Annotated in this window: 19 protein-coding genes and 1 pseudogene; 9 read left to right on the top strand and 11 right to left on the bottom strand. The window is 64.8% G+C overall.

Annotation, left to right across the window (positions count from 1 at the left end):
* The first annotated feature begins 41 nt into the window (after positions 1-41).
* The 6 genes from ACSQ9E_RS16170 (at position 42) to ACSQ9E_RS16145 (ending at position 7,123) form a co-directional block, all read left to right on the top strand.
* The gene (locus ACSQ9E_RS16170) at positions 42-557 is read left to right on the top strand and encodes a TRAP transporter small permease (RefSeq protein ID WP_436218465.1); all 516 of its coding nucleotides are present in this window, start codon (positions 42-44) and stop codon (positions 555-557) included.
* Positions 558-582: 25 nt separating this feature from the next.
* Entirely contained in the window at positions 583-1,842 is a 1,260-nt protein-coding gene (locus ACSQ9E_RS16165; RefSeq protein ID WP_436218464.1) for a TRAP transporter large permease, read from the top strand.
* Positions 1,843-1,876: 34 nt separating this feature from the next.
* Positions 1,877-2,731 (top strand): transketolase, encoded by an 855-nt coding sequence (locus ACSQ9E_RS16160; RefSeq protein WP_436218463.1) that lies wholly within the window; start codon positions 1,877-1,879, stop codon positions 2,729-2,731.
* The gene (locus ACSQ9E_RS16155; protein ID WP_436218462.1) at positions 2,728-3,732 is read left to right on the top strand and encodes a transketolase family protein; all 1,005 of its coding nucleotides are present in this window, start codon (positions 2,728-2,730) and stop codon (positions 3,730-3,732) included. The genes ACSQ9E_RS16160 and ACSQ9E_RS16155 overlap by 4 nt, the downstream gene beginning before the upstream one ends.
* A 222-nt stretch (positions 3,733-3,954) precedes the next feature.
* Entirely contained in the window at positions 3,955-5,772 is a 1,818-nt protein-coding gene (locus ACSQ9E_RS16150) for a diguanylate cyclase domain-containing protein (RefSeq protein ID WP_436218461.1), read from the top strand.
* A 325-nt stretch (positions 5,773-6,097) separates the two neighbouring features.
* Positions 6,098-7,123, top strand: a complete 1,026-nt coding sequence (locus tag ACSQ9E_RS16145) for a hypothetical protein (RefSeq protein ID WP_436218460.1) — start codon at positions 6,098-6,100, stop codon at positions 7,121-7,123.
* Between the two features lie 75 nt (positions 7,124-7,198).
* Here the strand turns inward: ACSQ9E_RS16145 and ACSQ9E_RS16140 are convergent, their stop codons facing one another.
* The 3 genes from ACSQ9E_RS16140 to ACSQ9E_RS16130 form a co-directional block, all read right to left on the bottom strand.
* Positions 7,199-7,438: a hypothetical protein gene (locus ACSQ9E_RS16140; RefSeq protein WP_436218459.1), complete on the bottom strand. Its 240-nt coding sequence runs from the start codon at positions 7,436-7,438 to the stop codon at positions 7,199-7,201.
* Between the two features lie 65 nt (positions 7,439-7,503).
* A complete protein-coding gene (locus ACSQ9E_RS16135) occupies positions 7,504-8,520 on the bottom strand; it encodes an N-acetyltransferase family protein (RefSeq protein WP_436218458.1) in 1,017 nt (338 codons plus the stop codon).
* A gap of 332 nt (positions 8,521-8,852) precedes the next feature.
* The gene (locus ACSQ9E_RS16130) at positions 8,853-9,434 is read right to left on the bottom strand and encodes a TetR/AcrR family transcriptional regulator (protein ID WP_436218457.1); all 582 of its coding nucleotides are present in this window, start codon (positions 9,432-9,434) and stop codon (positions 8,853-8,855) included.
* A gap of 303 nt (positions 9,435-9,737) precedes the next feature.
* Here ACSQ9E_RS16130 and ACSQ9E_RS16125 point away from each other — a divergent pair, with 303 nt between their 5' ends.
* From ACSQ9E_RS16125 to ACSQ9E_RS16115, 3 genes are all read left to right on the top strand, one after another.
* Positions 9,738-10,865 (top strand): alpha/beta fold hydrolase, encoded by a 1,128-nt coding sequence (locus tag ACSQ9E_RS16125; RefSeq protein ID WP_436220229.1) that lies wholly within the window; start codon positions 9,738-9,740, stop codon positions 10,863-10,865.
* A gap of 200 nt (positions 10,866-11,065) precedes the next feature.
* Positions 11,066-11,749 carry a hypothetical protein gene (locus tag ACSQ9E_RS16120; RefSeq protein WP_436218456.1) on the top strand — a complete coding sequence of 228 codons (684 nt, stop codon included), beginning with the start codon at positions 11,066-11,068 and terminating at the stop codon, positions 11,747-11,749.
* 141 nt (positions 11,750-11,890) lie between these two features.
* Positions 11,891-13,879 (top strand): hypothetical protein, encoded by a 1,989-nt coding sequence (locus tag ACSQ9E_RS16115; RefSeq protein ID WP_436218455.1) that lies wholly within the window; start codon positions 11,891-11,893, stop codon positions 13,877-13,879.
* A gap of 300 nt (positions 13,880-14,179) precedes the next feature.
* Here the strand turns inward: ACSQ9E_RS16115 and ACSQ9E_RS16110 are convergent, their stop codons facing one another.
* The 8 genes and pseudogenes from ACSQ9E_RS16110 to ACSQ9E_RS16075 form a co-directional block, all read right to left on the bottom strand.
* Entirely contained in the window at positions 14,180-14,584 is a 405-nt protein-coding gene (locus tag ACSQ9E_RS16110) for a hypothetical protein (protein WP_057202785.1), read from the bottom strand.
* Between the two features lie 169 nt (positions 14,585-14,753).
* Complete coding sequence (locus tag ACSQ9E_RS16105) at positions 14,754-15,452, bottom strand: carbonic anhydrase (RefSeq protein WP_057202786.1); 699 nt, start codon at positions 15,450-15,452, stop codon at positions 14,754-14,756.
* Positions 15,449-16,300, bottom strand: coding sequence for a peptidylprolyl isomerase (locus ACSQ9E_RS16100; RefSeq protein ID WP_057202787.1), 852 nt, complete (start codon positions 16,298-16,300; stop codon positions 15,449-15,451). The genes ACSQ9E_RS16105 and ACSQ9E_RS16100 overlap by 4 nt, the downstream gene beginning before the upstream one ends.
* A 24-nt stretch (positions 16,301-16,324) precedes the next feature.
* A complete protein-coding gene (gene narI, locus ACSQ9E_RS16095; RefSeq protein ID WP_057202788.1) occupies positions 16,325-17,056 on the bottom strand; it encodes a respiratory nitrate reductase subunit gamma in 732 nt (243 codons plus the stop codon).
* The gene (gene narJ, locus ACSQ9E_RS16090) at positions 17,053-17,766 is read right to left on the bottom strand and encodes a nitrate reductase molybdenum cofactor assembly chaperone (protein ID WP_157412512.1); all 714 of its coding nucleotides are present in this window, start codon (positions 17,764-17,766) and stop codon (positions 17,053-17,055) included. Before narJ ends, narI begins: the two co-directional genes overlap by 4 nt.
* Before the next feature lies 1 nt (position 17,767).
* Complete coding sequence (gene narH / locus ACSQ9E_RS16085; protein ID WP_057202789.1) at positions 17,768-19,300, bottom strand: nitrate reductase subunit beta; 1,533 nt, start codon at positions 19,298-19,300, stop codon at positions 17,768-17,770.
* A 76-nt stretch (positions 19,301-19,376) separates the two neighbouring features.
* Complete coding sequence (locus ACSQ9E_RS16080; RefSeq protein WP_436218454.1) at positions 19,377-23,195, bottom strand: nitrate reductase subunit alpha; 3,819 nt, start codon at positions 23,193-23,195, stop codon at positions 19,377-19,379.
* A 44-nt stretch (positions 23,196-23,239) separates the two neighbouring features.
* Positions 23,240-26,161, bottom strand: a pseudogene (locus tag ACSQ9E_RS16075) (nitrate/nitrite transporter).
* Positions 26,162-26,280 lie beyond the last annotated feature (119 nt).

Below are 26,280 nucleotides of genomic sequence, written 5' to 3'. Positions count from 1 at the left end.
TGCTGTGTGGGCGACGCCCGCGCGGCCAAAGGAGTCTCCCGATGAACTTCATCGAATGGGCCGTCGTGGGCGTGTGCCGCCTGTTGCTGTGGATCAGCACGGCGGTCATTTTCGCCATCCTGGTGGTCAATACCGTGCTGCGCTATGCCACCGGCAGCAGTTTGCAGTGGGCCAACGAAATGCCCGAGCTGCTGTTCCCCTGGCTGGTCATGTCAGGCGTGGTACTGGCGGCGGCGCATGGGGCCCACATCACCACCAGTTTCCTGATGGACGCGGTTTCGCCCGCCCTGCGCCGCTGGACGGCCATCGGCACCTGGCTGGTGGTCGCCGTGCTCTACGCCACGCTCGCCCGGGCCACCTACCAGATGCTGGAGATCGTGCACGACGAGAAGTCGCCCATCCTGCAGGTGCCCGGCTCGCTGACCTATGGCTGCGTCATGGCCGGGCTGGCGATGCTGGGCCTGCTGGCGCTGAAGTCGGCCTGGAACGCCTGGACCACCTCGCCGGTGCAAGCGGCCTCTGGCGAAGCACCCGCCGTGCGCCAGGCGCATTGGTAATGCGCGGCGCACACGAAGGAACACCATGAGCGCACTCATTCTCTTTGTCTTTTTGGGGGCCGCCGTGCTGGCCGTGCCCATCGCCCACGCGCTGCTGGTAGCGGCCATGGCCGCGGCGGCCACTTCCGACCGCATACCGCTGGACCTGCTGGTGCAGCAGATGGTGGCGCAGGTGCAGAGCTTTCCGCTGATCGCGATTCCCTTCTTCATGCTCACCGGCTCGCTCATGATGGGCGGGCGCCTGGGGACTGCCCTGGTGGGGGTGCTGAGCACGCTGATCGGCCGCTTTCACGGCGGGCCCGCGCAGGTGGGCGTGCTCTCGTCCACCCTGTTCGGCGGTGTGTCGGGTTCGGCGGTGGCCGACGCCTCGGCCATCGGCTCGCTGCTGATCCCCTGGCACAAGCGCCTGGGATATCCGCCTGCCTTCTCGGCCGCCACGCTGGCCGCTGCCGCGACCATCGACATCCTGATCCCTCCCTCGATCCCGATGATCCTGTTCGCACTGACGGCGAACGCCTCCATCGCGGCGCTGTTCGTCGCTGGCATCCTGCCGGGCATGCTGATGTGCGGTGGCTTCATGTTCATGTGCTGGTTCGTTGGCCGTAGGCGCAATTTCCCGCGCGACCTCACGCCCATCGACTGGAGTGTGTTCCGCACACACCTGCTGTATGCCTCGCCCGCGCTGCTGCTGCCGGTGCTGATCGTGCTGTTCCTGCGCTTTGGCATCGCCACGCCGACCGAGGTGGCCGTGCTGTCCACGCTCTACGCGGCCGTTGTTTCGGTCGTGGTCTACCGCGACCTGTCGTTCAAGCGCCTGAACGATGCCGTGGTGTCTGCAGGCTTGGCAACAGGGGTGGTTCTTTTGGTCATCATGGCCTCTGCCGCCATCGGCTGGTTGCTGACCTACGACCAGATGCCCAGTGGTGTTGCCGGCTGGATCCAGCAGAACGTGAGCCAAGGCTGGCTCGTGATCCTGATCATGAACCTGCTGATGCTGTTCATCGGCATGTTCATCGACCTGCCTGCCGCTGTGTTGCTGTTGACCCCCGTGTTCCTGCCGTTGGCCCAGAGCATTGGCATGGACCCGGTGCAACTGGGGATCATGATGGTGGTGAACCTGGCCATTGGGCTCTACACCCCCCCGGTGGGCACCACACTGTTCATCACCAGCGCACTTGCCAACGTCAAGGTGGGCCAGACGGTGCGCGAGCTGGGGCCGTTCTACCTGGTGGCCTTCCTGGTGCTCGCACTGGTGTCTTACGTGCCGGCGTCGATCCTTCGCTGACCGCTTTTCTTTCGCTTTCACACAGGAGATTTCCATGACTTTCGCCGCAGACAGACTGCTGGCGCTGGCCGGGTGCGCCCATCGCATCCGCCGCTACGCCGTTCGCATGGGTGAGGTCCAGGGCCAGGGCTATATCGGTCAGGCGCTGGGTTGGGCCGACGTGCTCGCCGTGGCCTACGGCCACGCGCTCCACCTGCAGCCCCACAACCCCGAATGGGAAGGCCGCGACCGCTTTCTGCTTTCGCACGGCCACTACGCCATTGCGCACTACGCTGCGTTGATCGAAGCCGGCGTGATTCCCCACGAGGAATTGGAGACCTACGGCAGCGACGACAGCCGCCTGCCCATGAGCGGCATGGCCACTTACACGCCGGGCATGGAGATCTCGGGTGGCTCGCTGGGCCAGGGCCTGGTGATTGGCGTGGGCATGGCCTTGGGCCTGAAACACAAGAACAACCCGGCATTTGTCTACAACTCCATGAGCGATGGAGAGCTGGACGAAGGCTCGACCTGGGAAGCCGCCATGTCGGCTGCGCACCACCAGCTGGACAACCTGATCTGCCTGGTGGACATCAACAACCAGCAGGCAGACGGCCCGAGCGGCAAGGTTCTCGGCTTTGAGCCGCTGGCCGACAAATGGGCAGCCTTTGGCTGGCATGTGCAGCGTGTTGATGGCAATGACCTGCCCGCCGTGCTCACCGCTTTCGACGCCGCGCGCAGCCTGGCGGAACCCAGGCCCCGCGTGATCCTGTTCGACACGCTGATGGGCAAGGGGGTGCCGTTTCTCGAAACGCGCGACAAGAACCACTTCATCCGCGTGGACCCGCCCGAGTGGCAGCAGGCCCTCGCCATCCTCGACCAGACCGCCCCCGAAGGAGCCGCCGCATGAACGCCGTTGCCGACAAGAAACCGCGCCTGACCACCTCTGCCATGATCGCGTCCATCGCGAGCGAGGGCCAGCGCACCAAGGCTGCACCCTTTGGCAAGGCCCTCGTCGAGCTGGCCGCCAGCCGCCCCGAGATCGTGGGAATGACCGCCGATCTGGCCAAGTACACCGACCTGCACCTGTTTGCCCAGGCCTATCCCGAGCGCTTTTACCAGATGGGCATGGCCGAGCAGTTGCTCATGGGCGCCGCGGGCGGCATGGCCAAGGAAGGGCTGATTCCGTTTGCCACCACCTACGCGGTGTTCGGCACGCGCCGGGCGTATGACTTCATCCACCAGGTCATCGCCGAGGAAAGCCTGAACGTGAAGATGTGCTGCGCGCTGCCGGGGCTGACCACGGGCTATGGCCCCAGCCACCAGGCCACCGAAGACCTGGCCATGATGCGGGGCATCCCCGGGCTGACCATCATTGACCCCTGCGACGCACTCGACATCGAACAGGCTGTGCCCCAGATGGCCGCGCACGATGGCCCGGTCTACATGCGCCTGCTGCGCGGCAACGTACCGCTGGTGCTGGACGAGTACGACTACCGCTTCGAGATGGGCAAGGCCAAGCGCCTGGTGGATGGCGACGAGGTGCTCATCATCTCCAGCGGCTTCATGACCATGCGGGCCCTGGAAGTGGCGCAGGCGCTCAAGGCAGACAACGTGGGGGTGGCCGTGCTGCACTGCCCCACCATCAAGCCCCTTGACGAAGAGACCATCCTGGCCGAAGTGCAGCGCAAGCCACGCCTGGTGGTAGTGGCCGAGAACCACTCGGTGGTCGGTGGCCTGGGCGAAGCGGTGGCCAGCAGTCTGTTGCAGAACAGCGTGCAGCCAGCGCGATTTCGCCTTGCGGGCTTGCCAGACGCCTTCCTCGATGCGGGTGCCCTGCCGACCTTGCATGAGCGCTACGGCATCAGCACTGCGGCGCTGTCGTCGCGCATCAAGGGCTGGTTGGGCTAGGCTGCTTTTGCATGGCCCCGGCCCGGCAAGGGGCGAGCGTGGTTCGCTCGCAACAAGGAACCGCTCGCGGCGCAGCGCCAGCAGCCCCATTGGTCCCTGGAGAAGCTGCCGCGTGGCGCTGCGTCGATAATGGGATGGCCGCACCTTCCCCCTTGCTGAATTTCCTTGCCGCATTCCATCGACCTTTCTGACGCCAGGCTCCGGCGTTTTGCGATTCACCTGGTGTGTGGCAACCTTGCCATCATCGGGCTGCTGCTCGTGGCGGGGTGGGTCGGGCTCAAGACCAGCCTGCATGCCGATGAGGCCCGGGCCGCCGAGGTTGCGCAAAACATGGCCGCAGGCCTGGCTGCGGAGATCGCCGGTGAACTCAGGCTGGTCGACAACGCGCTGTCCAGCGCTACGTCCGCTTACCGGGCCGGGTTGGCCGATGAAGCCGGGCCCCTGGCCATCGAGAAGGTGCTGCGCCACCAGGAAAAGCTTCTGCCCGAGGTGGACGCCATTCGCATTGCCGGACCTGACGGCATGGTGCGCGCAGGGCTTGCCCAGGGCGCTGCGCCAGTGGGCATTGCCGACCGTGGCTATTTCGAAGCCGCACGCCTCACCGATGGTCTGAGCGTTTCCGAGCCCCTTCTGGGCCGGATCACCAAGAAGTGGGGAATCGTTCTTGCAAGGCGCATCGAGAACCGGGATGGAAGTTTTGGCGGCGTGGCGTACGCCAACCTGTCCAGTGAGCATTTCGCGCGCAGCTTCAGCCGGTTGAAGCTGGGCAAGTCGGGCGCCATTTCGCTGCGCTCGAAGGACCTGCGGCTGATTGCGCGCTTCGTGCCCGACGAGCCCATCGGCGACAGGAACCTCGGCTCCGCCAGCGTGTCCAGCGAACTCAGGGACGCCCTCCAGCGCAACCCTGCACAAGGCTGGTACCGCACGCCCACGGCGCTCGACGGCATCGAGCGGGTGACCGCCTACCACCGGGTTCCCGGGTTCGAACTGACGGTTCTGGCGGGTTTGGCCCCCAGTGACTTCCTGGCGCCCTGGCGGCGCGATGTGCAGATCGTCGCAGCGCTGCTGCTGCTGGCCGGCGTGTCCATGGTGGGGGCATCTTTCGGCCTGTATGTCCAGCGCCAGCGCCACGTGCTGGCCGAACGGCGCATCGCCGGTCTGCTCCAGCAACAGCAGCTGATGCTGGACAACGAGCTGATTGGCATGGTGCGCACCAAGAGCCGCACCACGGTCTGGTCGAACAAGGCGTTCAAGGCGATCTTTGGGTACGGTCCCGAGGAACTGGATGGGGAGCCTTCGCGCCTGCTCTATCTGGACGACGAGTCTTACGAACGGGTCGGGGCGCAAGGCTACGAGCACCTTCGCGACAACCGCCGGTTCCGCACCCAGCTCAAGATGCGGCGCAAGGACGGCAGCCCCGTCTGGATCGATCTGAGCGGCACGCCCGTCTCGGGCGACGAATCGCTGTGGATGTTTGTCGACATCACCGCCATGAAGGGGCGGGAGGACCAGTTGGCGCAACTGGCCCTGCACGACGCACTCACCGGCCTGGCCAATCGCACGCAATTTGCCGAGCGCCTGCGCACGGCGCTCGAGCAACTGGGCGTGGCATCGAGCCTGGTGGCCGTGTGCTACATCGACCTCGATGGCTTCAAGGCTGTGAACGACGCGCTGGGGCACGCCGCGGGCGACCAGGTGCTGGTGGAGACCGCCAGGCGCCTGCTGGCCTGTGTGCGCAGCCAGGACACCGTGACGCGCCTGGGGGGCGATGAATTCGCCATTGCGCTCACCAACGTGCAAGACCGGGGCCAGGTGGAGACCGTGCTGAACCGGGTGCTGGAGCGGCTCAGGCAGCCCATTGTGCTGGCCGGGGGCGAAGCCCGCATCCGCGCCAGCATCGGCGTGGCCTATGCGCCAGACCATGGCACCGAGCCGCAACTGCTCATGCGCCTGGCCGATGAAGCCCTGTACGAGGCCAAGCGCGCCGGCAAGGACTGCTACAAGGTAGCATCCCCGGCGCCATTGCCTCTGAATGCATAGGCACTGGTGAGCAGGCTTCAGGTCTGAGGGCAGGCACGCGCGCACGCTGGCCGCCGCGAGGCTCGGGCAGGCTTCTTACGGCGGGGCACAGGCCACCGTGTCGGCCCTGGCATGTTTTCTGACACAGGCGCCGCCCGCTCAGCGGCAGGGGGTGGGCCTTACACGAGAGGGCACAGCAGCAAACCCAGAAGAGTTTTTTTGTCGGTCGCTCTGGGCGCCGAGCGCGCATGGCCCTCGCAATCTACGCGCCGCGCCAGGCTTGCCGCAGGCGGCTGCGTGTGCAAACATGCGTCCCTCCAACCACCACCGATGACGAGGGAGTTCCATGGCGCTATCCAACCTGCGGATCTTTTTTGATGGCCTGGAAGAGGCCACGCCCGGCATGCCGTGCTACGACCCCGAGCAGCCCTGGTTTGCCCATGTCACGGTGGTGAATGCCAACGTCGACACCAAGCATGACCCCGCGCTGCGCGCCTTCGATCCGCAAAACCCGACGGCAGCGGCGGGGCCGTTCAAGGTGTCGTTCCAGGTGTTTCCGGGGCCCACGGCAGCATCGGCATCGGGTTCGACGCCGTTCACCGCCTATGAGGTCGATGGCCTGGGCGCCTATCCGGGCCTGGTTGCTTGCGCCAAGGGCTTCTCGATGCAGTTGCCCAAGGACATCAGCAAGGCGGATTTCGGGGTGAAGCGGGGCTTTCGGTTCAAGGCCGATCCGTACTTCGCCGTGCCCGAGTCCAACGAAGACGACAACAGCTTCGTCTGGGAAAGTGCCCAGGCACCCACCATGGCGCCACAGTGGCAGGAGGGCGACGCCAGCCCCTTCTCAAACCTGAAGTTCATGGATTTCCGGGGGGTTGCGGGCTCCAAACGCGATATCGAGGTGCTGGTGAAGAACCAGGGCAGCGAGACCTCGTTCCAGCTGGAGCTGCGGCTGAACATCATCGGCCCGCCTACGCCCCGCAGCCCGCTGGGCAGCGTGCTGGAGTCGGTCAGCGCCAACTCCACCGCCATCCCCACCGGCGGCTCCGTCTGGGTGCGCTTCACGGCCAAGCGCGATTTCGTGCAGCCGCGCACGGGTCTGCCCGCGCGCGAGCTCAGGCGCCTGCAGGCCGCCAACCCGGCCAGCCGGCGCTTTCGCCAGGTGCAGATGGGCAGCAGCGGCCTGCTGGGCGGCCAGAACATCCCGCGCTACCTGGTGATGGAGAAGGATTTCGACTTCATGCCGCTCAAGCCCTTCACCATCGCCGTGATGAACTCATCGAGCAGCGAAAAGGTGGCGTTTGGCGAAAGCCCCGTGGGCGGCGGCAAGAAGCCCGGCGGTGGCGGGCCGATTGCGATACCGCAGAAGTAGTCAGCGGGGTGGAAGGGCGCGCGGGGCTGTTTGCCAGGACGGCTGTGCCGCAGTGGGGCAGCTCCGTGCGGTACCTCACCCCACGGACTGCGCCACCAACACCACCGCTAGCACGAGCGCAACGTAGAACAGAAACCCGGCCAGCGACTGGCCTGTCTGTGTGACGACGCAGCGGCCTGCATGGCTGTACCACAGGGAGCCGGCTGCGCTGCGGGTGCGGTGGTCGACGCTGAAAGGGGGCTCGCATTTGCAGCAGCCAAGGGTCGCAATGCAGATGACGAAGCGCCCGGTCATCATGACCAGCAACTCGAACACTATTTCCAAGCCAACCCCCCCGAATTGTGTTGTCGATGGCTGCCATCGTAGCTCTTGCTCCAGGGTCAGCCCCCTGCGCCTCGGTCTGCTCCCAGCACCAGCGGCTTGCGGTACACGCAGTTGCGCCGATCCACCGCAAAGCCGCAGTCTTCGTACACGCGCGTCGCGCCGCTCTGGTTCTGGCTGTCCACGGCCAGTCCCGATTCGGCCATGCCGGCGGCGGCCTGGGCGCGCAGGCTGTGGGCGATGAGGGCACGCGCCAGGCCACGGCGGCGCCAGGGCTCGCCCACGCTGATGAACTCGGTCCAGCCGCGCTGGCGGCCGTTGTTGCGGTTCCATGCAGCGTCGACGTAGCTGCGTACCTGCCCCGCGACCTGGTGGGTCTGCACGTCCCACGCCACCTGCCACAGGTGGGGCTGGAATACCGGGCTCGTCAGCCACCGCAGGTAGTCCGCCTCATCGGGCGGGCAATAGCCCCAATGGCTTTGGAAGGCCCGCCCATGCGCGTCCCAGATGGCGCGGTAGTGCTCGGGCTGCACGGGCCGCAGCTCCAGTCCCTGGGGCAGGGGGAAGACCGCCACGTTGTCGAGCGTGGGGCGCACCATGGCGAAGAAGTAGCGCTCGGGCGTGTAGCCGGACTTTTCGAGCAGGGCCGCACGCGCTGTCTCGCCGTGGGTGATGTAGGCATGGTGGGCGTGGCGCGGTGCGCCGGGGTGTTCGGTGGCAGCCTGGGTGCGCTGGCGTTGCTCCAGCCAGGCGTGCAGTGCCGTGCCAATGCCCTGCCGGCGCCACTGGGGCGCCACCACGGCGAACTGCGAGTACAGCTGCAGTCCGTCGGCCTGCGCCCACGGCCATGAGCGCACGTACCCCGCGATCTCGCTGCCGGCCTGGGCGATCCACACATCGCGCTCGGGCACGCAGCTTGTGAAGGCGGCGTAGTCGCGCGCGACCTCGTGCTCCGTGCGAAAGAAGCCGGTTTCGTCGGCCGCGAAACTCGCGTTGGCGCACGCGACCATGGCCGCGTAGTCGGCAGGGCCCGCAAAGGGCCGGAAGGTCACGTGCGCGGGCGGGCTGGTGGGCATCGGGGTCCTGTCCTTTTCTTGTCGTTGTGCTGGGGCTTTGGCCGCATCGAGATCCGCTACGGCTGCAGGCGAGGGCCCAGCATGGAATGAGCCCTTTCAAGGACTGGAGCGCCGTTGAGCAACTGCGTTGGAGACTATCGAATAACTGCAGGGCGCAAGAGCGAACGGCTGCTCCGGGCCCCGAGCGCCCCCTCGCCGGTGCGGATGGGGCGCCGCAAACCTGCCGTTCGCTCCCACGAGCATCGCAAGGCAAGTCTGGACCCCGCAGTCGTCCCGCAGGGCACAGCTTGCACTTCGGCGTTCGATGCCTGATCGGGACCACTGGACCCGGATCACCCCTCGGGGGCGGCCCACCCTTTGAGACTGACATCCGCCAGCGCCTCAAAAACAGCCGGCGAACGTTCCAGGCGCGCGACAGTGCGCGCGCCTTCGACGGCGGCCACCAGCGCCGCTGCGGCAGAGGTCGCGCGCGCGGGGCTGTAACCGCAGCCCCTGAAGTGAGCCGCAATCAGCTCCGTCGAATCCTGGAACCCGCGCGCCACGCGTTGGGTCAGGTCGGCGTCGAGCGCGGGCAATTCGTTCGCCAGGTTCTGCATAAGGCATCCGTACTGGAAATCGGATGCCACCATTTCAGCCGCGAACGCGCCGAGCACCTGCCGCACGAAACGCTCGGCATCGCCCGCTGTGTTTGCCGAGATGCCCTGCAACACGGCCATGCGCGCTGTGACGTATTGGTCGATGGCTTCTTCCGCCAACTGTGCCTTGCCGCGTGGGAAGTGAAAGTAGAACGATCCTTTGGGGGCACCGCTTTCTTGGAGGATCTGGCTCAGCCCGGTCGCGGTGTAGCCCTGAATGCGGAACAGGCGCGCGGCCGTGGCAATGGCGAGGGGGCGGGCGTCGGTCTTGCGGGGCATGGCGATAAGTTACCAGCATCGGCTTGACGTGTCTATGGCGATTGCCATAGTATGGTGATCGCCATAGTTCAATTTCGGTGACGTCCCTGTCCCGACACCGTGGCGAAGAGGTCCCCCATGAGCTACCCATCTGAGTCCAGGCCCTCGTTACCCTCGGTATCGCGCCGCGCCGTCCTGGCGATCGGCGCGGCCGGCCTGGCCGCGTCTTCATTCCGTTTTGCCCACGCAAGCCCTTCAGGAGCAACCGCCATGACTGCATCCACAACGTTGCAGGGACCGCTCCCGCAAGGGGTCCGCTCACGCATGATCCAGGGGGTCAACGGCCTCGATGTCCATGTGCTGGAGGCCGGCCACGAGAGTCCCGGGCGCCCGCTGGCGCTGCTCTTGCACGGATTCCCGGACCTTGCCTACGGCTGGCGGCACCTGATGCCGCTGCTGGCCGATGCGGGCTACCACGTCGTCGCGCCCGACCAGCGGGGTTTTGGCCGCACCACCGGGTGGCTTGCTGCGTACGACAGCCCGCTGGAGCCCTTCGGCTTCTTGAACTTGACGCGCGACGCTCTCGCGCTGGTCTCGGCCTTGGGGTACCGGCGCACGGCCATGCTCGTCGGGCACGACTTCGGCTCGCCCGTGGCCGCCTATTGCGCCTTGGCCCGCCCCGATGTTTTCCCCTCGGTGGTGCTGATGAGCGCACCCTTCCCCGGTACGCCCGCATTCCCGTTCAACACGGCAGACAGCGAGGCAGCGCCGGCCCCACCGAACCTGGCCCCCCAAAGGCTGGCAGCCGCACTGGCGGCGCTGAACCCGCCGCGCAAGCACTATCAGCAGTACCTGAGCGGGCGGGAGGCCAACGCCGACCTGTGGCACCCGCCTCAGGGATTGCATGCCTTCTTGCGGGCATTTTTCTACCTCAAGAGCGGCGACTGGCCGGGCAACAAGCCACATCCCCTGAAGGCGCCAACGCCCGCAGAACTGGCGCAATTGCCAACCTATTACGTCATGGACTTGTACAAGTCCATGTCCCAGACCGTGGCGCCATTCCATCCAACGGCTGCCGAGGTTGCGGCGTGCCAATGGCTCACCGAGCCCGAATTGGCGGTGTACACGGCCGAGTACGCACGCACGGGCTTTCAAGGCGCACTTCAGCTGTACCGCGTCTTCACCGACCCAGCCCTGAATGCCGAACTGCGCCTCTTCTCGGGCCGGACCATCGATGTCCCTTCGCTCTTCATCGGCGGGAAAAGCGATTGGGCGAATTACGTTTCGCCGGGCGCCCTTGAAGTGATGAAAGCCAAGGCGACGACCAGAATGAGCGGCATCGAACTGATCGACGGAGCCGGTCACTGGATCCAGCAGGAACAACCGGCCCGCCTGGCCGCGCTCCTGCTTGCCTTCAGCAAAGAGACGGGGGCTCAACGCACCGGTGCTTGAGGCGGGGCAGGGGCTGCGTCCACGACCAGGCTGCCGGACCCCGGTGATGGCCCATCTGGCTCAACTGGCTCAACTGGCAGTTTGGGTGGCATGGACTCATTGCGAGCGGGGCGTGAAGGGCACGGGTGTCGCGGGCGGCAGCACCTGCGCCAGGTAGCGGTCCAGGTCGGCCTGCCAGAGCGCGGGGTACTGGTGGATGCGTGCAGCTGCCAGGCGACCGCAACACACTGGGCGGCACCATCGGCGGCATTCCGGCCGGGGTGACCGTGGTGCTGACCATGGGCGGCGAGGATCTGCCCCTCAGCGCGGACGGCGGCTTCACCTTTGCTACGCCGCTGGCCGCTGGCGCGGCATATGCCGTCACGGTCAAGTCCAAACCCGATGGGACGGGCTGCGTGGTGCGCAATGGCACGGGCGTGGTCGCTGCCGCGGCGGTGGACACGGTCCAGGTGAGCTGCGCCATTGCGGGCTCCGTGACCGGCTTCTGGGAGCAGGACCAGTGCAACGCAGTGCCGGGTGGCATCGGCCTGAAGAACGGCTGGCGCATCTCGCAGAGCAGGCCCGTCTTTGTGAATGTGGGCGCGGGCGGGGTGAGCTACTGCAATGCGCAGTGCACCGGCGTGGGCACCACCATGACGGGCCCGCTGGTGGGCGGGTTCACGGTGACCCAGTCGCGCCAAGAGTTCACCACCGACATTTCAGCCTACTGGGGCGTGCGCGACGGCATGACCTTCCCCACCATGCCGGTGGTGCTCGTGCGCAGGGGCAACCACCTGTGCCTGCTTGAGGACACGGCCACCCCCTCGGCCTACCCCAATGCGGCCAGCACGGCCAATGCCGTCACGGCGGCCATTGCCGCGGGCACCTGCTACATGCCCCGCTGACCCCGCGCCCACGCTCCCGCAACAAGCGCACGCGCGATCCCGCAGCTGTTCACAGCGGGGCGTGCGTCGCGGCTGCGCCGCTCTCGCAAGCCAAAAGACTGCAGCCAAGCCCTAAAATTCTCAGCCACTTGATCAAGTCCGATGAATGAAGCTGAACGCAATGCAGGGCTCCCACGTGGGGCGGAGTCGATGAAATCTCACCACGCAACGCAGCGGGTGATGGCAGGCATGCTCTTGTTCCAGACGCTTGGCGCGGGCGCCAAGCAAACGGTTGCCCGCGCGTTTGGCGCCACCCCTGCAAGGCGTTGGATCTGGCTGACGCTTGGCGTTTGGGCGGCACTGCCCGCACTGTCCTTGCTGCCGCTTTGGTCAAACCTGTTGAACCCGGTCCTGCCAGGCGTTACCGAGCACTTCCGCTACGCCGTGTTGTCGAGCCACTTTCAGGAGGCGATGGCCGCCGGCATTTGGTATCCGCGCTGGCTACCCGATTTCAATGCCGGATACGGCTATCCCGAGTTCGTCTTTTATCAACCCGGTTATTTCTTCCTCAACAGCTGGCTGGCCGTACTGACTGACGACTTGCTATGGCGTCAATTGCTGACACTGGGCACGCTGTGCCTCATTGGCGGGCTCGGTGCATACCGACTTGCACGGACTTTTGTGGACCGCCTCTCCGCTCTGGCCCTCGTGTTGTTGTTTCAGGCGGCGCCCTATGTTCACATCAACCTGTATGAGCGCGGTGATTTGAGTGAATGGATGGTTATTCAACTGTTGCCGTGGGTGCTGCACTGGAGTTGGTGCCTGCTGGCGCCAGAGCCGCGCTCAACAATGGGTATGAGGGGACGGGCGCTGTGCTGGAGCGGACTGACACTGGTCCTTGCGGCAAGCTTTTATAGCCACCCGATGGCAGTACTGTTTTTGCCATTGGTCGTCGCTCTGCTGGGTATGCTGACGCTGGCCGGTACCGGGCACCAGGCACCGCTGGCGGTCAGACTGCGCAGCGTCTTTGAACTGGCAGGTGCCCTGTTGCTGGCACTGGCACTGGCCTCGCCATACTGGCTCACGGTGGCGCAACTCAAGCCTCTGGTCAATGCCCATGTCGCTGCGATCGGCGGTTTTGAGCCCTGGCGCAACGTCGCCTCTCTGTCTGGCCTCCTGTTCAATAACGACCAGGCATTTCTGGCCGCACCCTTTGTGGCGTTGGCATTGTTGGGTGCCTGGCAGGGTCGCGAACACCCTTTCATCCGCGCCGCAGGCCTGGTCTACCTGGTGCTTTTTCTGGCCATGCTGCCGACCGGCCGCTGGTTCTGGCATCTTTACCCTTTTTCGTTGATGCAGTTTCCCTGGCGGCTGGCGGTGTTTGCGCCCGCGCTACAGGTGGTTTGCACGCTTGGCTATTGGCAAGGCAGCAATCGCCACTGGGCCCTGCGGCGCCTGGGCTTGACGCTCGGGCTGCTGGCGCTGGCCTGGTCGGCATGGAAACTCCATGACTTTCGCGCAATGCACTGGTTCGGAGAGCCCGTTGCCGGTGAGCAACTCGACTGCATCAAGACCTATCCCGGCCTGGCCCAACCCAACAAGTTGTTGGCGACGCTGGATGTTGGGGAATGGTTGCCGGCAAGATTCGCCAAAAATCCGCCCGAAACGGCTCGATATACGCCTATCAGTCAAACTTGCGAAGCACAACTGGCGCGACATCGGGCGGCCTTGACTGAACGTTTAGGAATCGACCTATTTTCAAACCGGTCCACATTGAATTGGATGACCAGTGACTCACCGCATTGGCAGGGACACCCAGAGCCCGGGCATTCGCCGCACACGCTCAACTACCGCTTCGCAGGCGCGAGTCCGGGTGTGGTGGTGATCCAGCAAATCTACCTGCCAGGCTGGTCAGTGCATGTGAATGGTTTGGCGTTGGCCGCAATGACCATCGAAGAGCAGTTGTTGCCGGATGGCCGAATGCAGGTTCGATTGGCTGCTGGCGAACACACGATTACTGCACGCTACGATGGTCCGCCCGGTTCAACGCAGCGCAACGTGGTCATTGGGTTGGCACTTTTGCTGGCTGCCGCCTATTGGCTGCGGCGGCTGCGCAAGCAGGGCGGGCTCAAGTTTGACGTGGGTTACTAGATTTCAGTGAAAGAGGCCGGAGTGCTGCGAGATCCGCTGAGCCCTCTGCGTGCTTCAACTTCAGTCCCTGAAGGACTACCAATTCGGTTTCAAATTGACAGGGGACGTCAGGAATACATGGTATTTCGCGTCCTCGCGGTGCAGCGGCATGGCCCTGACCGAAGGGCTGCATCACGTCACGCACGGCGCTGGCTACGCCCTCGTTCCAACCGCGCACCTGCACATATTGCTGCGGCCGCCAGAACCCATCGCAGGTTAGCTGGCAGGCTGATAACGGACGACGGCATTGAGCGGCCCATCTCAGTTCAAGACCACGGCATGGCCTTGGGGGTCAAAGGGAATGAACGCGCCCAACCTACCCTGGCGGATCGCCTCCACCATGTCGTGCAGCGGCTGCTCGGCCTCGGCGCTGCCAGGCTCGCGGCCCTGCTTGCCTGCAAGCGCGGCAGCGAACACCATGCCCCAGGGTTTGCCAAAGGCCTCGGCTTCGTGCACCAGTTGGTCGAAAGATTGGAGCTCGTCCAGCCCCTTGTCCACGCATATCTGAGGCACCAGCGCGCCGCCTTCACCCCGCTCGAATTCGAGCCGCTGGGCCGGCGTGGCGTCGTCAGGCAGCTCGACACCTGCGAACACGAACAGCAGCCGCTGCGGTAGAGGTTGCATGCGTGCCGCGCTCAACAGGTCGTCAAAATTTTGAATGGTCATCGTGTATCCAGGTTCTGACAGTGAGGGTTTGTAGGGTCTGGCGCGCGTGAATCAGGTCGGCGGTGGCGCGTGAGCACTCGCGCTCCGTCGTATCCGCCGAGAACACAGCAAGCGACGGTCGAATGCGCAGTGCCGTGTTCATTCGCACGCCCCATGAGCTTCGGCGGTCTCAAAAACTGATGACTTGTCCATCGTATTCCACATAGGGTTGGTAGGGCCCGGTGCCGCTGTTGGTTGCTACCGAGGCTGCGACGAAATCACCTTCCTGCGCGTCAAATACATGCACCTCGCCGTCTTCGATCACGTAGTGCCAGCCGTGCAGGGTGAGCCGGCCGGCCTCGACCTCGCGCCGCACCATGGGGTAGCCCATGAGGCGTTCGAGCTGCAGCACCACCGCGCGTTGCTCGGTGCGGCGCATCGATTCTGCGCACGGCTGCACTGGCAGCAGTGCCTCGTCGACCAGCTTGAGCCACGCGGTGAGGGCCACCGCCTCGTCGGGCGCTCCCTCGTAGGCGGTGCGGATCGCGCCACAGTGGCTGTGGCCGCAGATCACGATACGCTCCACGTGCAGGCTGAGCACGGCGAACTCGATCGCGGCCATCGTTCCATGGAGTCCGTGCGACTGGTCGTGGGGTGGAACCAGCGCGCCCACGTTGCGCACTATGAAGAGTTCACCCGGGCCAGCCCCGGTGAGCAAGTAGGGTACAAGTCGCGAGTCCGAGCAGCCGATAAACAGCGTCTTGGGGTGCTGGCCTTCGGCTACCAGGTCCTGAAAGCGCTGCTGATTGCGCGGAAAATAGTCGGAGCGGAAATGCCGAAGGCGCAACAGCAGCTCGTCTGCTGATGCGCTTGCGGCGGCCTCGCTCATTGAACAAGAGGGGTGTCCGCCCCTTCCAATTCCACGCCTTCAACGTCTGCTTGACCCACCAGCAGCTGCATATACTGGCGCAGCGCCGTGGCCTGCGACTGAAGGGCCAGCCGCGCTCCGATTTGCGCCTGCAGCTCGGCGAACTCGGGCAGGCGCCCCGCCTCGCGTTCGAGCACCTCGACGATGTGCAGGCCGAAGCGGCTGTGCACCAGGCGCGGGTGCAGGCCCAGGGCCTGGATGGCGTCGTTCTGCAGGAACAGCGCCTTGGCCAGTTCAGGCGCGCATTCCTGCGGAGTGATCCAGCCGAGGTCGCCGCCCTGGGCGCTCGACGGGCAGTTGGAGAGCTCGGTCGCAAGCTGCGCAAAACGATTGATCGACACCCCCTGGCGCGATAGTTCCAGCAGCGCGGCTTCGGCGCGCTGGGCCAGCGCGTTCACCGGCACACCCGGCGTGACCGCAAACAGGATATGCCGCACATGCAGTGCCTGGCCCACCACAAAACGCGGCTTGTGAGCCTCGTAGTGGCGCCGGCATTCCTCAAGGCCCGGCTCGGGCGAATGCACCTCGGCTTCGAGCAGGGCCTCGATTGCGCGGCGCATGTCGTCATCCGGCTCGGGCGCGTTCAAACCCGTGAATCGCGGCAGCAGGCCGGCGCTAACCGCCTGCTGGCGTAGCAGCTCGGTGCAGGCGCGTTCGCGCAGGGTCTGCTCGCCCAGCACCTCACCGGCGTGGTGCAGGTGGATGCCGTTGATGCTGGCGATCTCGACCGGGGCCGCAGCGACCTCAGGGCCTTTGCAGGCGCAGGCGCTGCTGCCGCAGCCCGAAGATGTGGAAAGGTCTTGGCTCATGGGTGCTCCCGGGGGTAGGTTGGATCAGCGGGGCTTGGAAGGATGGGCCGGGTTGGTCGGGTTGACCGGCACGCCCAGGCGGCGGCTGCGCACCACCTGGTAAGGCCGCACCAGGTAGGCAACGCTCGCGAAGCCGCTCCACACATGCACCAGGCGCGAAAACGGGAACAGCAGGAAGATCGTCATGCCCAGCACCAGGTGTACCTTGTAGGGCCAGTCCATGTTGACCAGCGCGGACGCGTCGGGGCGGAAGGTGACGATGCGCTGCGCCCACTCCGCCAGCACCAGCATGGCGCTGCCATCGGCGTGCGAATAGGAGTACGGCAGTGTGATCAGGCCCAGCGTGAGTTGCACCCAAAGAATCACCAGAATGGCGATGTCGGTGCGGTGGCTGGTCAGGCGGATGCGCGGGTCGAAGATGCGCCGGTGCAGCAGCATCGACAAGCCCACGAAGCAGATCGCACCGGCGGTACCGCCCGCGTAGATGGCCATGCGCTGCTTGAACGCGGCATCCATGAAGCCTTCGTAGAAAAAATGCGGCGTGAGCAAGCCCACGGCGTGGCCGAAGAACAGAAACAGGATGCCGACGTGGAACAGGTTGCTGCCCCAGCGCAGCTGGCCCTTGCGCAGCAGCTGCGAAGAATCGCTTTTCCAGGTGTACTGGTCGCGGTCAAACCTGGCCAGGCTGCCCATGAAGAACACAGCCAGACAGATGTAGGGATAGACGCCAAAGAGGAAGTGGTGCAGTGAGGTCATGCCTGTGCTCCTGGTGGTGGGGGGGTATGACGGCTGGTGGCCGCTTTCACGATGCGGATGGGTTGCGGCTGGCCGGGTCGGGCCTGACCTTCGGTGGAGCAGCCTCCGAACACCGCAGGTTCGGCCCAGCTCTCGTCAATACCGGGGTCGGCCGCAACTGGCACGGCCTCGGCTTTCTCGCCAGCTATCTCAAGCACTGCGGCCAGCACGCTGGCGTACGGGCTCTGGCGCTTGAGCAGCGCGCTGAAGATCACGCGCACGATGTGCGCGCTTTCGCCGAGGAACTCGCGCGCCACCGCAGCGGGCTGGGTGGAGGCGAATTCGAGCAACACGCTCAGGTGGTCGGGCAGCTCGGCTGGGCCGAAGAAGAGGCCTGCCTTCTCGTAGGTCTGGATCAGGTCGATCATCGCCGGGCCCCTGTCGCGTGAATCGCCGAGCACGTGTTCGAACAGGTGCAGCGCAGTGCTGCGACCGCGGTCGAAAAGCTCGACGTAAGCGGCCTCGACGTCGAGCGCAGGTTGCTGACTCAGGTGTACCAGCAGCGCATCCAGTTCGGCCAGGCGTGTGGCAGGCAAAGCGGCTTCGGCGCGCAACGCGGCGCGCAGTTCACCGGCGTGCTCGCGCAGCTCCGCGGTGGGGTAACGCAGCAGATGGGCGAGAACACGCAGTGTGTGCACGGCGGGCTTGGGAGTGGTGGAGAACAGGCCCATGTCAGACCCCTGCCTTGATTGGAATCGTTCGTTTTTTCTCGCTACCAAACAGGCTGGTTTCGGTCTGCCCTTCCGAGCAGCCGTTGCCAAACGTGAAGCCGCAGCCGCCCTTGATGTTGAAGGTGTTCTCGGCGTATTCGCGGTGGGTGGTGGGAATCACGAAGCGGTCCTCGTAGTTGGCAATCGCCATGGTCTGGTACATGTCCTCGACCTCGCGCACGCTGAGCTGCACCTGATCGAGCACGTCCTGGTTGATGACGCCGTCCACGTGTTTGGCACGCTGGTAGCTGCGCATGGCCAGCATGCGTTCAAGCGCGCGCACCACCGGCACGGTGTCACCGGCGGTCAGCAGGTTGGCGAGGTACTTCACCGGGATGCGCAGTTGGCTCACGTCCGGAATCTCGCCGTTACCGCCCAGGTGACCAGCGTTGGCCGCGGCGGTGATGGGCGAAAGTGGTGGTACGTACCAGACCATGGGAAGCGTGCGGTACTCGGGGTGCAGTGGCAGCGCCACCTTCCAGTCCACGGCCATCTTGTAGACCGGGCTGTGGCGCGCGGCCTCCAGCCAGTTCTCGGGGATGCCATCGGCGCGCGCCTGCGCAATCACCACCGGGTCGTGCGGGTCCAGGAACAGGTCGATCTGCGCCTTGTAGAGGTCCATCTCGTTGGGCACGCTCGCCGCCTCCTGGATGCGGTCCGCGTCGTACAGCAGCACGCCCAGGTAGCGGATGCGGCCCACGCAGGTCTCGCTGCACACGGTGGGCTGGCCGGCCTCGATGCGCGGGTAGCAGAAGATGCACTTCTCGGCCTTGCCGCTCTTCCAGTTGTAGTAGATCTTCTTGTAGGGGCAGCCGCTCACGCACATGCGCCAGCCGCGGCACTTGTCCTGGTCGATCAGCACGATGCCGTCTTCCTCGCGCTTGTAGATCGATCCCGACGGGCACGAAGCCACGCAGGCCGGGTTCAGGCAGTGCTCGCACAGGCGCGGCAGGTACATCATGAAGGTGTTCTCGAACTCACCCACCATGGCCTTCTGCGCGGCTTCGAAGCCGTTGAAATTGGCATCCTTGCTGCGTTTGGCAAACTCGCCGCCCAGGATTTCTTCCCAGTTCGGGCCCCACTCGATCTTCTCCATCCGCTTGCCCGTGATAAGGCTGCGCGGGCGGGCGGTCGGCGTGTTCTTCATCTCGGGGGCCGACTGCAGGTGGTCGTAGTCGAAAGTGAACGGTTCGTAGTAGTCGTCGATCTCCGGCATGTGGGGGTTGGCGAAGATCTTCATCAGCAGTTGCCATTTGCCCCCCTGCTTGGGCACGATGGAGCCGTCGGCGCGGCGCGTCCAGCCGCCCTGCCACTTCTCCTGGTTCTCCCACTCTTTCGGGTAGCCGATGCCGGGCTTGGTCTCGACGTTGTTGAACCAGGCGTATTCCACCCCGGGGCGGTTGGTCCAGACGTTCTTGCAAGTGACCGAACAGGTGTGGCAACCGATGCACTTGTCCAGGTTGAGCACCATGCCGATTTGGGCGCGGATCTTCATGATGCCTCCAGCAGAGCTGCCTCAAGGCAGGCATGCGTCCCCATCGGGGGCAGCGAACGAACGTGAGCGTGGGGGTTCATGGATTCTCTCCTTCTGACTGATACGCGCGGATGAGATGGTCGTCGGCCGGTGTGTCGAGCCAGTCCACCTTGTCCATCTTCCGAACCACGACGAACTCGTCGCGGTTGGTGCCGATCGTTCCGTAGTAGTTGAAGCCGTAGCTGAGCTGCGCGTAGCCGCCGATCATGTGGGTCGGCTTGAGCACGATGCGCGTGACGGAGTTGTGGATGCCGCCGCGCACGCCGGTGATCTCCGAGCCCGGGGTGTTGATGATTTTTTCCTGCGAGTGGTACATCATCACCATGCCCGGGTTCACACGCTGGCTCACCACCGCACGCGCGGCCACCGCGCCGTTGATGTTGAACAGCTCGACCCAGTCGTTGTCCTCGATGCCGGCACTCTTGGCGTCGTCTTCGCTGAGCCAGACCACGGTGCCGCCCCGGTTGAGGGTGAGCATCATCAGGTTGTCGCTGTAGGTCGAGTGGATGCCCCACTTCTGGTGCGGCGTGATGAAGTTCAGCACGATCTCCGCGTTGCCGTTGGACTTGATGTTGTGAATGCTGGAGGTCGCCTTCATGTCCACCGGCGGGCGGTAGCTGCCCAGGCCTTCACCAAAGGCAATCATCCAGGGGTGGTCCTGGTAGAACTGCTGGCGGCCGGTGAGGGTGCGCCATGGAATGAGTTCGTGCACATTGGTGTAGCCGGCGTTGTAGCTCACCGTCTCGCTCTCGATGCCGCTCCAGGTGGGGCTGCTGATGATCTTGCGCGGCTGCGCCTGGATGTCGCGAAAGCGGATCTTCTCGTCCTCGCGGTGGATCGCCAGGTGGGTGTGGTCGATGCCGGTCTGTTTGCCAAGCGCTTCCCAGGCCTTCACCGCCACGTGGCCGTTGGTCTCGGGGGCAAGCTGCAGGATGACTTCGCAGGCGTCGATGTCGGTCACGATCTTCGGCATGCCCTTGGTCACGCCTTCGTCCATTGTGGTGCCGTTGAGCTGGCCGAGCTGTTCCACCTCGGTGCCGGTTTTCCAGCCGATGCCCTTGCCGCCATTGCCCAGCTTGTCGAGCAAGGGGCCCAGCGCCGTGAAGCGTTTGAAGGTGTTGGGGTAGTCGCGCTCGACCACGGTGATCTGCGGCGCGGTCTTGCCGGGGATGAGTTCACAGTGGCCCTTGCGCCATTCCTTCACCTCAAACGGCTGCGCGAGTTCGCCGGGGGTGTCGTGCATGATGGGTGTCAGCACCACTTCTTTTTCCACACCCAGGTGGCCCACGCAGACTTCGCTGAAGGCTTTCGCAAAGCCCTTGTAGATCTCCCAGTCGCTGCGGCTTTGCCACACCGGGTCAACCGCCGCCGAGAGCGGGTGGATGAAGGGGTGCATGTCGCTGGTGTTGAGGTCGTTCTTCTCATACCAGCTGGCGGTGGGCAGCACCACGTCGGAGTACATGCAGGTGGTGCTCATGCGGAAGTCGAGCGTGACCAGCAGGTCCAGCTTGCCTTTCGGTGCGTGTTCGTGCCACACCACCTCTTGGGGCTTCGCTTCGTCCTTGCCCAGGTCTTTTCCCTGCACACCGTTCTCGGTGCCCAGCAGGTGCTTGCAGAAATACTCGTGGCCCTTGCCGCTGGAGCCCAACAGATTGCTGCGCCACACGAACATGTTGCGCGGCCAGTTCTGCGGCGCGTCCGGATCTTCGCAGCTCATGGCCAGTGTGCCGTCTTTCAGCGCTCGCACCACATAGTCCTTGGCATCAAGCCCGGCGGCGGTGGCGTCTTTCACCACCTGCAGCGGGTTGGTCTTGAGCTGAGGGGCACTGGGCAACCAGCCCATGCGCTCGGCGCGGACGTTGAAGTCGATCATGCTGCCACTGAACGCGGCCTTGTCGGCCAGCGGGCTCACGATCTCCTCCATGCCAAGCTTCTCGTAGCGCCACTGGTCGGTGTGCGCATAGAAGAAGCTGGTGCTGTTCATCTGGCGCGGCGGGCGTGCCCAGTCGGTGGCAAAGGCCAAGGGCAACCAGCCGGTCTGCGGGCGCAGCTTTTCCTGGCCCACGTAGTGCGCCCAGCCGCCCCCGCTTTGGCCGATGCAGCCGCACATCATCAGCAGGTTGATCACGCCGCGGTAGTTCATGTCGGCGTGGTACCAGTGGTTCATGGCCGCGCCGATGATCACCATCGACTTGCCGTGCGTCTTGTCGGCGTTGTCCGCAAATTGCTGCGCGACGGTGATCACCTGGTCGCGCGGCACGCCGGTGATGCTTTCCTGCCAGGCCGGCGTGTAGGCGGCGTTGTCATCGAAGTTCTTGGCGCCACTGCCCAGACCACGGTCGATGCCGTACTGCGCGACTTGCAGGTCGAACACGGTGGCCACCATGGCGTGGCGCTCTTCGCCGGCCTTGCCCAGGCGCAGGCGCACCGCCGGCACGCGTGCGTGGTTGATGCTGCCGTTCTGCGCGTTCGCGGTGAAGTGCGGGGAGGCCTCGCCACCGAAGTAGGGGAAGGCCACGTTCACCACCTGGGTGCCCTGCTCGCCGTCTTCGATCACCGAGAGCTTGAGCTTCACATCTGTGTCGCTGCGCGCTTCCTTGGCCTGCAGATTCCACTTGCCCTCGTCGCTGCGGCCGGCTTCGCCCCAGCGGAAACCGATCGAGCCGTTGGGCAACACGGCCTTGCCATCGGTATCGAAGGCGACGGTTTTCCACTCCGGGTTGTTCTGCTGGCCGAGCTGGCCGTTGAAATCGCTGGCACGCAGGTAGCGGTCGGGCACAAGGGTATTGGTGCCGTCTGCCAACACGTGTTCCTTGAGCATCACGAGCAGTGGTAGGTCGGTGTAGCGGCGCGCGTAGTCGTCGAAGTAGCTGCTGCGTGGCTTGCCGTCATCGGGAAAATAGAAGTTCTTCAGCACCACGTGGCCCATGGCCATGGCGAGTGCTGCATCTGTACCCTGCTTGGGGTGCAGCCAGAGGTCGGAGAGCTTGGCCACCTCGGAGTAGTCGGGTGTCACTGCCACCGTCTTGGCGCCCTTGTAGCGCACCTCGGTGAAGAAGTGGGCATCGGGTGTGCGCGTCTGCGGTACGTTGGACCCCCAGGCGATGATGAACGAGCTGTTGTACCAGTCGGCCGATTCGGGCACGTCGGTCTGCTCGCCCCAGACCTGCGGGCTGGCCGGCGGCAGGTCGCAGTACCAGTCGTAGAAGCTCATGCACACGCCGCCGATGAGCGAGAGGTAACGCGAGCCGGCGGCGTAGCTCACCATGCTCATGGCCGGGATGGGGCTGAAGCCAATGATGCGATCGGGTCCGTGCTGCTTGATGGTGTAGACGTTGGCTGCGGCGATCAGCTGGTTGACTTCGTCCCAGGTGCTGCGCACGAAGCCGCCCATGCCACGCACCTGCTGGTAGTCGCGACGGGCTTCGGGGTTCTCGACGATGGTGGCCCAGGCGTCCACCGGGGTCTTGGCAACGCTGAGCGCGGCACGCCAGCGCTCCAGCAGGCGCCCGCGCACCATGGGGTATTTCACGCGGTTGGCGCTGTAGAGGTACCAGCTGTAGGACGCCCCGCGCGCGCAGCCGCGGGGCTCGTGGTTGGGCATGTCCCAGCGTGTGCGCGGGTAGTCGGTCTGCTGGGTTTCCCAGGTGACGATGCCGCCCTTGACGTATATCTTCCACGAGCACGAGCCGGTGCAGTTCACGCCGTGGGTGCTGCGCACGATCTTGTCGTGCGCCCAGCGGTTGCGGTAGGCGTCTTCCCAGGTCCGGTCTTCGCCGGTGGTATGGCCGTGGTTGCCCGAGAAGTTTTCGCGCGGCAGCGAGAAGTAGGAAAGGCGGTCGAGAAAATGGCTCATGAATGTCTCCGGAAATGGGGGCGTGGCATCTGAGGTGCGCGGGGTCAGGGGTTCTTGATCTCTGCGCCCTTGCGCAGGTAGAACCACCAGTTCAAGACCAGGCAGACGGCATAAAAAATGGCGAAGCCGTACATGGCGAACTGCGGGGTTCCGGCCTTGATCTGCGCGCCGATAACCACCGGGGCGATGAAGGCGCCGTAGGCGGCCACGGCCGAGGTCCAGCCCAGCACGGGGCCGGCCTGCTGGCGGTCGAAAATGACGCCGATGGTGCGGAAGGTCGAGCCGTTGCCGATGCCGCTGGCAAAGAACAGCACGATGAACAGGCCGATGAAGGCGGGGAAGTACTGCTCGGGTGTGGCCGAGGTGTAGGCCTGCATCATCACGTAGCCCACCGCGGCGGAAGCGAGCACCATCACCGCCGAGATGACCTGCGTGACGATGGAGCCGCCGACCTTGTCGGAGATCCAGCCACCGATGGGCCGCACCGCGGCACCGACGAAAGGACCGATCCAGGCATAGGTCAAGGCCGAGGGTGCGTTCGGATTTTTCAGCGTGTGCGTCATCAGACCGGCGGCGTCCGCCACGTGCTGGAAGCCGAAGATCACCGTGATGGCCAACGGCAGCACCATCGAGAAACCGATGAAGGAGCCGAAAGTGACGATGTAGAGCGCGGTGAGCGACCAGGTGTGCTTGTTGCGGAAGATGGCGAACTGCTTTGCCACGTTCTCCTTCATGGCACCGAAGGCGGCCACGCGCATCATGAGCAGCGCGAGGATGATGTCCAGCGGGATGGCGATCCACATGTTCAGGATGCCCAGCCCGGTGGGGGCCGGCAGATACAGCCAGAGCATGAAGATGGCCGGGATGAAGGCGAGGGTGTAGAGGTAGGTGACTTTGGCGAACGCGGCGATGGGGTGACCGGCGTCGGGCGACACGGACTTCAGGTTGTCCATGCCGAACCACGCCAGGATCGACAGTGGCACGAGCGAGATCACCCAGGCGAAGCCAGCGTTCTGGATCCAGGTGGGCGTGCCGGCGGCGATCTTGCCGAAGATCCAGCCGCTGTCCTTCACCAGCGTCATCGACTCACCACCGAAGGCGCCCAGCAAGGGCAGCGTCATCACCAGCGGGATGACGATCTGCATCGTGGTCACGCCGAAGTTGCCCAGGCCGGCGTTCAGGCCCAGGGCCGTACCCTGCAGCCGCTTGGGAAAGAAGGTGCTGATGTTGGACATGCTGGAGGCGAAGTTGCCGCCACCCACGCCGGACCACAGCGCCAGCAGTTGGAATGACCACAGCGGCCACTCGGGGTGCTGCAGCGCAAAGCCGGTGCCGATGGCCGGTGCCAGCAGCATCGCCGTGGTGAGGAAGATGGTGTTGCGCCCACCGGCCAGCCGCACCAGGAAGGACGCCGGGATGCGCATGGTGGCGCCCGAGATGCCGGAGATGGCGGTAAGCGTGAACAGCTCGGCCTGGGTGAAGGGAAAGCCCAGGTTGAGCATCTGTACCGTGATGATTCCCCACATGCCCCAGACGGCGAAGCCGCACAGCAGGGCCGGCACGGAAATCCAGAGGTTGCGGTAGGCGATGCGCTTGCCGGTGGCGTTCCAGAAGGTCTGGTCTTCCGGGCGCCAATCGACGATGTCAGGTTCGACTTTGGATGTGTTGTTCATGAGAGTGGCAAGCAACGCGGAGCGTCAGTTCTGAAGGGAATAGGGTTTGGCGTTGGCGCCCATGACTTCGGTCTTGCGCACCTCGGTCCAGTACATCCAGATGAGCGAGACCCACACTACGCCGTACATCAACATGAATGCGCTTGATCGGATGCCGGTGAGGTCCATCAACACGCCGAAAAGGATGGGCAGCACGAAGCCTCCCAGGCCACCGGCCAGTCCCACGATGCCGCTGATGGCGCCGATGTTCTTCGGGTAGTCGTCGCTGATGTACTTGAAGACGCTGGCCTTGCCAAAGGCCCAGGCGATGCCCAGGATGAACATCAGTGCGGTAAAGAGGTACACGTTGAGGCCGATGTGGAAGGTCTTGGGGCCATCCACCGTTGCCACGGTGAAATCGGTCTGCGGGTACGACAGCAGGAACAGGCAGACCCAGCTCATCCACAGCACCCACCAGGTGACCTTGTGCGCGCCGAACTTGTCCGACATCACGCCGCCCACCGCGCGCAACACGCCACCGGGCAGCGAGAAGCAGGCCGCCAGCAGCGCGGCCACTCGGATGTCCAGACCGAACTCGCCCACGTAGTACTGCACCATCCACAGCGAGAGCGCCACGTAGCCGCCGAAGACGATGCTGTAATACTGGCAGTACTTGAGCACCTTGGGGTCTTTCAGCGCCTTGAGCTGATCCATGAAGGACACGTTGCTTGGCACCAGGTGGTCGGGGTTGCTGTGGGTGAACAGCCAGAACAGCACCACCGTGCCCAGCATGATGGCCGCGTACACCTGCGGCACCATGGTCCAGCCGAAGGCGACCAGCAGCACCGGGGCTACGAACTTGTTGACCGCGGCGCCCGAGTTGCCCGCGCCGTACACGCCCATGGCCATGCCCTGGCGGTGCTTGGGGAACCAGCGCGCCACATAGGGCGTGCCGACCGAGAACGCGCCGCCCGCGAGACCCACGAACAGGCCGATGGTGAGGAAGTGCCAGTAGGCGGTGGCGTAGCTCATGAGCCAGATCGCCGGCACGGTGATGGCCATGAGCAGGGCCATCACGATGCGGCCACCAAAGCGGTCGGTCCAGATGCCCAGGGGCACTCGCACCAGCGAGCCAGTGAGCACCGGTGTGGCCATGAGCAGGCCGAACTGGGTGGAATTGAGGTCGAGCGCCTTCTTGATCGGGATGCCTATGACGCCGAACATCATCCAGACCATGAAGCACACGGTGAACGCCACGGTGCTGACGATCAGCACCGACCAAGCTTTTTTGTCGTTGTTCAATTCAGAGGCCATGTTGTCTTTCTCCATGCGGGGCATGGCAAGACTGTCGGCGATGGGCACGCTGGTGGCTATCCGTCACCCGGGTGGTCAGGGCGGCTCTGAAGAACGATGGTGGGAGGACTCAGGGCGTC

Origin of the sequence: Acidovorax sp. LjRoot118, assembly GCF_964253575.1 — a bacterium.
Lineage (GTDB): Bacteria > Pseudomonadota > Gammaproteobacteria > Burkholderiales > Burkholderiaceae_C > Acidovorax.
The sequence above is the reverse complement of the archived record's forward strand: the minus strand, read 5'-3'. Positions and strand labels throughout refer to the sequence as shown.